10 protein-coding genes and 1 pseudogene are annotated in these 11,715 nt (G+C 61.5%); 6 read left to right on the plus strand and 5 right to left on the minus strand.

The window, feature by feature from the left end:
* Positions 1-126: 126 nt before the first annotated feature.
* The 3 genes from EV292_RS19135 (at position 127) to EV292_RS23200 (ending at position 2,911) form a co-directional block, all read left to right on the plus strand.
* Positions 127-1,305: an AAA family ATPase gene (locus EV292_RS19135; RefSeq protein ID WP_132910862.1), complete on the plus strand. Its 1,179-nt coding sequence runs from the start codon at positions 127-129 to the stop codon at positions 1,303-1,305.
* A gap of 187 nt (positions 1,306-1,492) precedes the next feature.
* A complete protein-coding gene (locus EV292_RS19140) occupies positions 1,493-2,566 on the plus strand; it encodes an ISNCY family transposase (RefSeq protein ID WP_243693863.1) in 1,074 nt (357 codons plus the stop codon).
* Between the two features lie 51 nt (positions 2,567-2,617).
* Entirely contained in the window at positions 2,618-2,911 is a 294-nt protein-coding gene (locus EV292_RS23200; RefSeq protein WP_243693864.1) for a hypothetical protein, read from the plus strand.
* Positions 2,912-3,008: 97 nt separating this feature from the next.
* Here the strand turns inward: EV292_RS23200 and EV292_RS19145 are convergent, their stop codons facing one another.
* Together EV292_RS19145 and EV292_RS19150 are read right to left on the minus strand one after the other, a co-directional pair.
* Positions 3,009-3,296, minus strand: a complete 288-nt coding sequence (locus tag EV292_RS19145; protein ID WP_132910863.1) for a hypothetical protein — start codon at positions 3,294-3,296, stop codon at positions 3,009-3,011.
* A gap of 48 nt (positions 3,297-3,344) precedes the next feature.
* Positions 3,345-4,383: pseudogene (locus tag EV292_RS19150) on the minus strand (DDE-type integrase/transposase/recombinase).
* Between the two features lie 169 nt (positions 4,384-4,552).
* Here EV292_RS19150 and EV292_RS19155 point away from each other — a divergent pair.
* Positions 4,553-4,951 (plus strand): hypothetical protein, encoded by a 399-nt coding sequence (locus EV292_RS19155; protein ID WP_165927187.1) that lies wholly within the window; start codon positions 4,553-4,555, stop codon positions 4,949-4,951.
* A 146-nt stretch (positions 4,952-5,097) separates the two neighbouring features.
* Here the strand turns inward: EV292_RS19155 and EV292_RS19160 are convergent, their stop codons facing one another.
* Entirely contained in the window at positions 5,098-5,595 is a 498-nt protein-coding gene (locus tag EV292_RS19160) for a DUF2199 domain-containing protein (RefSeq protein WP_132910865.1), read from the minus strand.
* A 399-nt stretch (positions 5,596-5,994) separates the two neighbouring features.
* Positions 5,995-6,375, minus strand: coding sequence for a hypothetical protein (locus EV292_RS19165; protein ID WP_132910866.1), 381 nt, complete (start codon positions 6,373-6,375; stop codon positions 5,995-5,997).
* 1,898 nt (positions 6,376-8,273) lie between these two features.
* On the opposite strand from EV292_RS19165, the gene EV292_RS19175 reads away from it, so the two are divergent.
* Entirely contained in the window at positions 8,274-8,630 is a 357-nt protein-coding gene (locus EV292_RS19175; RefSeq protein ID WP_165927188.1) for a hypothetical protein, read from the plus strand.
* 234 nt (positions 8,631-8,864) lie between these two features.
* Here EV292_RS19175 and EV292_RS19180 read toward each other — a convergent pair whose 3' ends face one another.
* A complete protein-coding gene (locus EV292_RS19180) occupies positions 8,865-9,431 on the minus strand; it encodes a PEPxxWA-CTERM sorting domain-containing protein (RefSeq protein WP_165927189.1) in 567 nt (188 codons plus the stop codon).
* A gap of 1,516 nt (positions 9,432-10,947) precedes the next feature.
* On the opposite strand from EV292_RS19180, the gene EV292_RS19190 reads away from it, so the two are divergent.
* Positions 10,948-11,328, plus strand: coding sequence for a hypothetical protein (locus EV292_RS19190; protein ID WP_132910871.1), 381 nt, complete (start codon positions 10,948-10,950; stop codon positions 11,326-11,328).
* The last annotated feature ends 387 nt before the right edge of the window (positions 11,329-11,715 follow it).

Genomic DNA, 11,715 nt, shown 5'->3' on the forward strand with positions numbered 1-11,715 from the left:
CGCGGAACGGGCGTTCATTGCCTCGATCATCGCGGCGCTGGCAGCGGGTGTTCGCCGCGCCGCCGGACCGGATCAAGCGACCTTAGGGCAGTTTACAGAAAAACGATAACTTGTCATAACCTCGCTATGGATCCGCGTCGCAACCCCTTCGCCCCCGGCGCCGGCACGCCCCCGCCCGAACTCGCCGGGCGCGAGCCGCTGCTCGAGCGCACGCTGATCGCGCTGGACCGGATCCGCGCCGGGCGCCCCGCGCGCTCGACGATCTTCTACGGGCTGCGCGGGGTCGGCAAGACCGTGCTGCTCGGCGCGGTGCGCGACGCGGTCGAGGCCGAGCGGATGCTGGCGGTGACGATCGAGGCGCCCGAGCAGCGCTCGCTCCCCGCGCTGCTCGCGCCGTCGCTGCGCGCGGGGCTGCTGCGGCTCGACCGCGCCGCGCGGACCGGCGCGGGGGTGCGCCACGCGCTGCGCGCGCTCGCGGGCTTCGCCAAGCTCAAGGTCAAATACCATGATTTCGAGGTCGCGCTCGACGTCGAGCCCGAACCCGGACTGGCCGATTCGGGCGACCTCGACCTCGATCTCGCCGATCTGATGGTGGCGGTGGGCGAGGCCGCGCGCGAGCGCGACAGCGCGATGGTGCTGATCGTCGACGAGCTGCAATATGTCGCCGAGGACCAGCTCGCCGCGCTGATCAGCGCGCTCCACCGCGCCAGCCAGAAGAGGCTGCCGGTGACGCTGGTGGGCGCGGGGCTGCCCCAGCTGCTCGGTCAGATGGGGCGTGCCAAATCCTATGCCGAGCGGCTGTTCGAGTTCGTCGCGCTCGGCCCGCTCGACCCCGCGGCCGCGGCCGACGCGATCCGGCTGCCGATCGAGCGCGAGGAGGAAGCGATCGCGCCCGCCGCGGTGGCCGCGATCGTCGCGGACACGCAGGGCTATCCCTATTTCCTGCAGGAATGGGGCAAGCACAGCTGGGACGCGGCCGAGCGCTCGCCGATCGGCGCGGCCGACGTGGCGGCGGCGCGCGCCGCGGCGCTGGCGGAGCTGGACGCGAGCTTCTTCCGCGTCCGTTTCGACCGGCTGACCCCGGCGGAGAAACGCTATCTGCGCGCGATGGCGCGGCTGGGCGCGGGGCCGCACCGCTCGGGCGATGTCGCCGAGGCGCTGGGGGTCAAGGTGTCGTCGGTCGCGCCGACGCGCAACAGCCTGATCGCCAAGGGCATGCTCTACAGCCCCGCGCACGGCGACACCGCCTTCACCGTGCCGCTGTTCGACCAGTTCATGCGCCGGGTGATGCCGGACGCGGGATGAGGCGGGTCGGCATGGCGAGGCGCTGGCGCGGGGCTTTACATAAGATATATTATCGATCCGGCGTCGTGTAAGCGGGTGTAGACGCAACGTACAAATGGCACACTCCCGCCAGATAGAAATGGCACAGCGGTTCTGCGGCGGGTCTCCGGTGCCATAATCATCCTCGGACATCGAGGATGTGCATGCGATGACGGTGCTGACGATGAGTGCTGCCGAAGTGAGCCGGTTCGATACGCTGATGCGGCTCAACCGCGGTGAGATCCGGCCGGTCGATGCCATGGCGCTGTTGGGGCTGCAGCGCAGCCAGCTATACCGCCTGCTCAAGCGGCTCCGACGAGATGGCGCGGCCGGTCTCGTGTCCCGCAAGCGCGGGCGGCCCAGCAACAGGCGGTTCAGCGGCGCTTTCCGCGACCGCGTCGTCACCATCGTGCGCGAGCATTATGCCGACTTCGGGCCGACGCTGGCGTGTGAGTACCTGGCTGAGCAGCATGGGATCACGCTGTCGCGCGAGACGCTGCGGCAGATGCTCATGGCGGCCGGCGTTTGGAAAGCCAAGGTTGCCAAGCGTGCCCGCCTTCACCAGTCACGCTACCGGCGCCAGTGCCGGGGCGAGCTGGTGCAGGTCGACGGGTCGGACCACGACTGGTTCGAGGGCCGCGGCCCGCGCTGCACGCTGCTGGTCTACATCGACGATGCCACCAGCGAGCTCATGCACCTGGAGATGGCGGAGAGCGAGAGCGCCTTCTCCTACATGCGCGCGACCCGCAGCTATCTCGAGCGCCACGGCAAGCCGGTGGCCTTCTATTCGGACAAGCACAGCGTCTTCCGGAACAACAACGCGACCGCCGACAGCGACGGCATGACGCATCTTGGCCGGGCGTTGGATAAGCTCGGCGTCGAGATCATCTGCGCCAACTCGCCACAAGCAAAGGGGCGTGTCGAGCGCGCCAACGGCACGCTGCAGGACCGGCTGGTCAAGGCGATGAGGCTGGCCGGTATCTCGTCCATCGACGAAGCCAACGCCTTCCTCCCCTCCTATGTCGCTCGGCACAATGCGCGTTTCGCTTGTGCGCCGGCCGACCCGCGCGACGTGCACCGTCCGCTCGCCGCTCATGAGAACGTCGAGGCCGAGATGGTGTGGCGTGAAGAGCGGACCGTCACCGCCTCCTTGGCGCTGCACTATAACAAGGCAATGTTCATTCTCGAGCCGACGCCCCTCGCCCGCTCGCTGGCGCGCAAGCGCGTTCATGTCTGCGAGTAACGTGATGGTCGTATCGAGATCCGCCACGGCGAGCGCGTGCTCCCTTACCGCGTGTTCGACAAGATGCGCCGGGTGAACCAGGCCGCCATCGTCGATAACAAGCACCTGGGTGCCGCCCTTGCCATGGCTCAGGCTATCCAGGCAGCGGCGCCGCACCATGCCAAGCGCAACAACAGCGAGCCGGCGCGTAGCTCGGGCTCCATCGGCGTCTTCGCACGCCCCTCCCCCGGCCCCGCCGCGGGCAAGATTGACCGGCGCCGGCTGTGCACGCCAAAGCTGAAGCCCGCCCCTCGCCTTTCCAACGAGGAGCTGGTCGGGCGCGGCTTGGGCGAGTTCGCCCGCTAGCGTCCGAAAGCGCGCGATCTCAGACGGTAGTAGTGCTATTCAGCAAACCCGAAAGCCGCCATCTGTTCAGCGCTGATTGCCGATGCATGTAGGCGGCTCAATCCAGGCGCTTTGTCAAACCATGGGAGTAGTAGCCAATCTTCAGATCGCGACGCTCTTCTCGGACGGCTCGCGTCAGATCTATGCCTTCGAGGTCGAGCGCAGCTACTTGGTCAGCGGGAAAGTCTGAGAAGTGCGTTTCCTCATATCGCTTCTGCCATGCTGAAAGCCGAGCGATCAGACTAGTCGAAAGGCCGAGATCGCTTGGCTCCACATAACCGCCATTAAGCACATCGCGAACGCCCGTGCCTGATAGCATTCCGTCGATCAGATATTCTCCTGCCAAGCGCCTCGCTCCTTCAACGTCCCGACACAAGCATGCTGTCGTTGCCCCCTAAATGCCTGACGGGGCCTCCTGGGTTTGCGCGATGTACTCGCGGGGTGATCGGTAGCCCAGCGCCTTGTGCGGGTGCACCTCGTTGTAGTGGGTCAGCCAGGCCGGCGGCTGCTCCATGACGGTGCGTGCATCGGGTTTGGGGTTCACGCGGACGTAGTCGCGCTTGAGGGTGCGGACGAAGGCCTCTGCCATGCCGTTCGACTGCGGGCTGCTGACGGGTGTGGTGCGCGGTATCAGGCCGATGTCACGCGCGAAGCGTCTGGTGTCGCCGGCGACATAGGGGCTGCCGTTGTCGGTGAGCCACTCGATGGGCACGGTCAGGCGGTTCACGGGGCCGAAGCGGTGCTCGACGGCGGCGACCATCAGGTCGCGGACGTCCTCGGCGGTGATGCCACCGGTAGTGGCGACGTGCCCCATCGCTTCCCGGTCACAGCAGTCGAGCGCAAAGGCGACGGGGACCTTTCTCGCCGTTGTCGCAGCCGATCTCGAGCGCGTCGGAGCACCAGCGGGTGTTGCGCCGGTCGACCGAGACACGGCCGTGGTGCTCGACACCGCGTAGTTTATGAGGCCCGGAGCGCGCGGAACCCATCTTGGCCAAGGCTGGACCTTGAGACCACGTTGATGCAGACCCAGGAAGCTGTCGAACAATCACCCTTGCAGACGGGGCGTGCCATACGTTTTTTGGGCCTGCGGCCCGGGACACGGCCTCGCGGAGGATCTCCGCTTCCATGGTCTTCTTGCCGAGCAGGCGCTGGAGCTCGCTCACCTGGGCCTGCAACGCTCGGTACTCGGACGCGGGCACGACCTCCTCGCCGGCACCAGCTGCGGTCAGCGCGCCCTGCGCCATCAGCCGCCGCCAGGTGAAGAGCTGGCCAGCGCCGATGCCGTGCCGGCGGGCGACCAGCGACACGCCCATGCCCGGCAGGTATGTCTCCTCGACGATCCGGACCATCTCCTCCGGGGTCCAGCGCCTCCGGCGCTGAACCCCGGAGAGGACCTCACCGTCGTTGTAACGCCTGGTCGTAAGCTCAGTCATATGCCTCACTCTTATCCAAGAGCGAGGTCCTGTCAGGTCAATTAGGGGGCCACCTCACATGCTGGCGCGATCGCGGCAACCCCAGGCGCGTTCTCCCGCCACGAGAGGTCAAAATCGCTGCGCAAAGGCGAACCGGCAGCTAACTGCCGTTGCAGACAACAAAACGATCATGCACATCGATCGAATGAAAATGATTCTGCCGTTTCTGGCTGGGGCTCTCGCGGGTTGCCTTGCAAGTTTAGGCTTTGTTCGCATGGCCGATCACAACGAGTGCCGCTTCTTAGATCGAGGTTATCAGTCTTTTAACGGCGATCTTTCTGGACTCGCGTACGCCTCGCATGCGTCGATTGATAAGCCTCTCAGGACAATCTATAGATGTTGGACTGAACGGCCGTGGGAGAGTGTAGGCTTTTCACCCGTTTTGCGAGGTGAGATTACCGGACGCGGCCAAAGGTTCATTGCCTTTGATATGGAGGGTGTCTCCGATGCCTCGCTCCTTTTTAAGGTCGAGAGAGATGATAAGGTGACCGCAGCGTATCTCGTTGCCACCACTAAAGTAACGCTTTGACCATGGTGGTTGAACCTTCCGCGACCTAGTGCGACTGTTCAGCAGTAGAACGGACCTTTCGCTAGCCTGCCATGAGCGGCCGGGCGGCTCTCGCCCATGTCGGCCATGAGAAAACAGGGGTGGCCATCTTCGTCGCAGGGTCTAGCTTAGGTGGGATGGAGAACTAGCTGAGCGAAAGCTATAGCCCTGTCTCTTGTCAGGCCCGCCGTCCAATCCGCAAAAAGAGGGTGTTCGACCGGCTCAAGCTCCACGATCGGTCGTTCGCCTCGGGCTCGCCATCGCACCTGAGCACGTAGATTAAGCGTGTCAGGATATTCAGGAAGACGGTTCGCTAAGTATCCGAAGGTCACCTGCTCAGGTGTGTCACCCAGCGTGTCACGATAGGTTTCGAAATTAGAGTTGCTCTGGCTCATCCAGATACTCCAACTGAGCACCGCGGGCACATCTCGGATCGGCATGTCCAGTGAGCAGCGAATGAAATGATGTTCATCGGCGATGACACAAAGGTCGCTACTTAAGACGTGGGTTTCCGGCCTCCCAAGCGCTTCGACCTCGTTCCAGTAGATTGGAGCCTCAAAGGCGAGCGCAGGCACCCCAATGTGGCGCTGGCCGCACGACTCACAGTTGAATTCAAATCCAGTCATGAACCTCTGCGCCGCCAGTCAACTCGCCTTAACGCGCCAAACGTAGCGCGCAGGAGCTGCACTCGCAACGACATGAGAGTGAACCAGACTGCCGTGGTCGACAACAAGCATCTCGACTCGGCGCTGGCGCTCGCCCGCGTGATACAGCAGGCTCAGCCACACCATGCCAAGCGCAACAACAACGAAGCCGCGCGCACCGCACAGGCCGCCGGTCCGTTCAAAGCACCCTCCCCGGCTTCATCCGATCAGAAGCATGCCGCCGCACGCTCGGCAACAGCAGGCTCAAGCGTGGGCCACGTCTCTCCAACGAGAAGCTCGTCGCGCGCGACCTCGGCGGGTACGCCCGCTAGCGTCCGAAAGCATGTGTTGTGGCGTTAACGCCAGCACAAGGCGTTTTCATCATCGGCGCCGCACATGCCACATGACGATAACCTCGACTAAGTTTCCGGCATCATCCCGCTCAAACTGTGAAAGAAGACGGCGCTCAACACTTGACTCATCTCCGAAGCGTCCAGCAACCTGATACGAGCATTCTGGGGTCGTGTAGGTGTGACCGCAGGAAACTTCTGATATTCCGATAAGCGTGGCCGTTTGACCGGGACGATTTGCGAAGCGGGCAAACGTCTTGCTCAGATCGGGCCAGTGCGACGACACATATCGGCTCACCTCTTCAGCGGTTGGCAGTGCGGGGGCTGACTGGGTGTGATCGAATGTTTGCGACGTGGCGCAACCGCCGAGGATCGGGAGCAAAGCCAAGATGGATTGGAAGCGCATCGTCATATGCTATCCTACCCTGCCGCCATACCAAGCCATTTTGTTCACGCCGCCTAGCCTGCCTATAGCGGACATCGTTGGACAGTGTAGTCTAATCAGATGAGTGACAGCCGCTACAAGGGCGGAGGAACGCGCGGAGGTCGATGGGGCTGCGCAATGGCGGCGCTGATCGGCTTCCCAGTCTTCGCCTTTCCGACCTTAGCTGCCAGCTTGGGCGACTGTATGCCTTGGCGTAAAATGCCACCGAGGCTTTTGGCTTGTAGTTGGCCTACCGACCATCCTAGCAGCCGCCCCGGTCGGCTTCGGGGTTCGCTGGCTCGTGAACCGCTATTCGGATCGCGATCGATGACGCCCATTCTCAGGCCTCAACGGCTACTGTAGCGTTGCCGCATGGACCCCCTTATTCCCGGATTGGCGGAGCACCTCATTGAGTGGGTGGACGAGCGCTTCAGGCGTGTCGCCGCTTGGATTGCTGGCATCCTTGCCGTGCTTGCGCTTACGGGCTGCACAGTGGCGGTCGGCATCGCAGCGTCCAGCTGGTTCGGTTTCTAGCGTCCGCTTCCCTGCCATTTCCAGATACGCGAAGGTCAGGGCACTATGGTTCCGCGATACATTAGCTTATTCCAGACGGACTGAGCGCCTTCATCGCAGTGTCCGGTAGTGGTGCAAGCCAGTTGCTGCTCCATAAGTGATCGCACTTGGTCTATGACGCGACAAGGCGCGCCCATCTCTGTTTCTAGCAAGACTGCCGGTTCTGGTCGGCCATAGGATTGTATCCTCTTAAGCTCTGCTGTCAAATCTCCCGTGCTTACCCTTCTGCCATCGAGATAAAGCCTGCCATCGTGGTCCGCCGCGATCGTGAACCGCGCGACCTTAGGGCCAAGGTGTGGATGTGGCTTACCCCAACTCTGTCGCGGCGGCGTGCAGGCTCGCGTTTCGGTCTGCTCTACAGAGCAGCCGCTCGCGACGAGGACGAGAGAAAGCAGCAAAGAGCGCATGGCTGGCATCATTCACGGTCTAGCGCCGACTATCGCTCGCTACCATGCTTGTCATCGCATTCGCTTGGCATGGAAGCGCCGACCTGCCAGTAGCGGACACTGCGGCGGAGGATACCTCGCCCGCGGTCGGCCTAACGGCGTTGGTAATCGCCCACTTGCGGTCGCCTGTTTGCGGGAATAATTTCCGATGTATGCCGAGTCAGTCCCGAGACAGGCGCCGTCGCCTGATCGCACTCAGCCTCGTCCTAGCAGTCACTTGGGAGGCCTTCTGGCTGAGTGTGTATCTAACGGCCCCCCGACCTGACTATCATATGCGAAGCGTTGCTGCGATCGTGTTCGGGCTCTGGCTACCTGTTTCAGTCTTTGGCTCGATAGCGATTGTAATCGTTCTGCGCCGATTGATGATGAAGGCGGGTAAATGAGCTTACAGCGGCGGCGACGTCCGCTACGCCCGATGGCGGGCATGGCCTCGATCCACCATATCATAACGATGAAGCTAGCTACCGCACTTGTTTGGGCAATTGCTCTTGAAGCCTGTTCAAGGCAGGAAGACTACACGTGGGCCGCAAAGGAATGCGTGAGGGATCAGCTTTTTAAACGCAAGAAGGTCACCCTGTCGTCACAAGCCATGATCGCCCGCCGTTGCGATCTGTCAATTACCTACTGGGCCCTCAGATCAACGCAGCGCGCATATGGTAGCGACTTTGACCTTCGCAGTGCGCGAGTGAAGGCGGAGTACGCTGCCCGGAAGAACGCTATAATACAGGCATTATTGCCGCTACAGGACGGTTCGCCCGTTTATTAAAAGTCCGCTTTTCTGACACATCTTGGACGCTCGCTTCGCGTCAGCGCATTGGCCGTTCCCGCCCAGTTGCGGACATTGACGAGGTGGAGCAATTTGCGCCGATGTATCAGTCCAACTTGATAGCCGTACGGACCAGGCTCGCTACATCGATGGGGGCCGGCATAGGCGCCATCATCGCCGCTCCCGCGATCCTGGCAGCCATCATGTCTGGTGGCGCCGGACACGGCTCCTACGTCGCGGCACGAGTGCTGTTCCCTTACTCTATGCTGCTCACGCGGCTTGAGGGAGAGATTGGGCCGGTCGCTATGGGCGCGGGGTTGCTCCAGTTCCCGGTCTACGGTGCACTGGTCGGGCGGACCGTGGCTGTGAAGACCGATCGATCCGTCTTCTTTGCCGGGACAGTGCACCTGGTTGCCGCTCTCGCCTGCTTCTCGGGGCTGCTCCACGGTTTCTCGTGAAGGGCGAATGACCGCTTTTCTGCCGCAGCCGCCACTCCGGCAGGCGACAATCGGCGCCCTGGCGACGAGCCGAGCGCAAAGCGGGCTCGACCAAGGCGGAGATGCCCTCCACCTCGGTGCCATCTGCGCCCTTTGATTGATGTCGTCGATCGCGCATCCTGTACCCGCGCGATACCCGCCCTCAACACAGAACAGACCGGGCGCGGGTCGCGCAGGCCTCCATTCACACCTATACTAACCGCAGGAAAATTGCACCGCCATCTTTCTGCGGCGACGAAGCGCCCAGCCGACCGCGCCCATGCCAACGATCATCATCACCCAAGTAGAGGACTCGGGAACAGCCGCGACAGCCGGGCTAAATACTGTGCCTTCAAGTTGGTTGAAGGCATCCTTGGTTCTTGCTGCGTTGACAAGCTCGGGAAAGAATGAAAACTCGTCGTCTGTCGGGTTTGTGCTAAAAAAGAGAAGATCGTTCTTTGTGTTGGCGTACTGGAAATTCGCGAAAGTCACCAAGCCGTTCTTAGCTGAATATATGTTATTAGTCGCTGGGAAAAATCCAAAAGTGTTATTAAGGGTGTACGCCCCAACAAGATCATCAAAAGGGCTTGAAATCACATTAATGGTCAAACCAGCCGCCGAGATTTTATCTCCTTCCTGAAGATTATCTATTGTGCCACTAACAATTTTGCCTGTGTTTTGATCGGTAAACGACCAATGATTTGAGAAGCCCTGTGCCGCTGCTACAAGTGGTGTTCCTACGAGCGCCATAGCAGCCCAGATGATTGTAAAAGCCGTCCTCATAGGATCCTCCCTTTCAGAAGCGCCGCAGGGGTGAGTCGCGACTTCCTCTCCTATGCATACGACAAGCCTCGGGTGCCCGCACAACATTCACTCGTACCCAAAATCAGGCAGCGTGCCGGAGGAGCCCTCCGCCGCTATGGTCTCGGCCTTGAAGCTCCTCTAGCCACCTGATTAGGACGATACTTCAGCGGTATCCGCGCGGGTTGCTCGGAAATGTTTCGTTGCATTCCAGTGGCGGCTCAGATGGTATACGCGGAGAGTGCCAACACAGGACGAGCTGCAAGCCGCGAGGCTGATTGGTGAGCAGGATGGCGCTCGTGCGCCGTCCAACGAGCTCAGGTGCCCATATGCGTATTGCCACGTTGAGCTTCGTTTGGCTTGGGTGTTGGGATTCTTGGCTACGCGCCAAGCATTCAGGCCGCTCTCCGCGGGAGCAGCGCCTTAGATGAGGCGCCCTCACCCTGGTTATAGACCAAACTTCGCTGAACCGAGCCTGTGTCGGGATTGATCGAGGCGGAGATACCCTCCGCCGCGATGCCGTTCGTGCCTCGTGCAGACGTCGCCGAGCGCTACTCCGATATCCGTACGATACCCGCTTGCGCTGGCCGTTAGCGCCCCCAGCCTGCCGTTCAGCGGCCCAGCGCCTCCTGCGATAAGCGGCCCGGCCATCATCGCCCAGTTGCGGACATTCCCGATCCCGCCCACACTGCGTTCATGAACTTCCCACGCATCACGCTTGAAGCCGCTCACCGCCATTCAGCCGACCATCGAGTGGAGTTAGAGCACAGCGATGTTTGCGGCTGCTTCTATTGCGAAAAAACGTTTGCGGTCAGTGATGTAGTGGAGTGGGTTGAGGACGTGAGCGGGACTGCTCTCTGCCCTTGTTGCGGCATTGACTCGGTCATCGGCTCCGCCTCCGGCCTTCCCGTGGCTGACGCCGATTTTCTCCGCGCGATGCATGATAGATGGTTCAGCTAGCCGTCCGCTTTCTGCCATTAGGGAGCGTATGGCCAGGTTCCTTGTGCTCATTGCCGCCGGGCTGCTGTGCGGCTGCAATCCAACTGACAATGCGACGGGCGCACCAAGCGCGAAAGCGTCGGCAACATATGCGTCTCTTCCGCTCGATAAGTCAGGCGGCATATTGGACGGCTACTCCGTGCGGGTGCCTCGCGAAGGTGACATCCTCTGGAATGGGCAACCTATCGGGACAGCGACCCTGAACGACTATCTTCAGCAGTTCGCTCGCTTGCCCGCTTCTGCCGGTCGGCTGTTTGTGGCGTTCGAGCCCGGCGTAGGGCAGGATCGGGCTCAGGAAGTGCGTCAGCAGGTGGTTGCCAGCGGCTTATGCGACCAGCACCGCTGCGCGGAGGTTGGCTGGGGCCTAAAGAGGCCGATTGTGAACTGACCGCTAACGCCCATTTCGGGCCAAATGGCTGAGGCATAAACTCCTTTAATCGGAACCCCGTTAAGCCAAACATCCAAGCTCAAGGTCGGCAGCGTCAATGGGAGCGGCGCCATGGTTACGTATACCACGAGGGCAGCAATCCCGCATGCGATTGTCTTTATCAACGATCCGATCATGATTATCGACGTACCCGAAAACACAGGAGCTGGACCTGCTTTAAGCACTCGTAACTGCGTCACGATCTGGACACAGCATGAAGATGAAGGCGAGGTAGAACTCAGTATCTCAGATGAACCACCGCCAGCCGCCCTTGTGCCTGCCTTCAGCGGTTTCATCGAGGTCGAGAATGGAAGAATTGCCTACAATAATTCCTCAGCTGGGGAAATCCTGAGCGCCGACGTTACAAGCGGGATTGTTCCGATAGAGATATTCGTTGATCAAATGCCGATAGCAGAGGTCGTATTCTGCCGCGTACCCTTGACAGAAGCTTAGCCCGTTTAGCCTGTGTATAAGCCCTCCATCTCAAGCGCGCGCGTGCCTTGACGTCGAAGTTCCATCCTTTGCGCTTGATAGCCGCCCGTCCGGTTCCCTGCCAATCTCAGACGTTCGAGGTGCGTCCGGCCGGCGCCAGGGGTGAATGGCCGAGGTTGGCAGGAAAGCGGACGTTCGCGTCGCCAGCAGCAGACGTTTGAACTTTCGATCACCCGAGCCGACGATTGCTGCGTCGCGATCATAGGTCGAGAGCTTCAGCCGCACATCGTTCCGTTCCGGACGGAAAGCAGGAGGGTCAGGCGGCTCTGGCGAATGCGTCGCGATGATCGCGCAGGAAGCTCGCGAAGTCCTTCGGGGGCTCGCCGGTCAGGCGTTCGACTTCGCCGG

The organism is Sphingomonas sp. BK235 (assembly GCF_004345855.1).
Taxonomy (GTDB): Bacteria; Pseudomonadota; Alphaproteobacteria; order Sphingomonadales; family Sphingomonadaceae; genus Sphingomonas.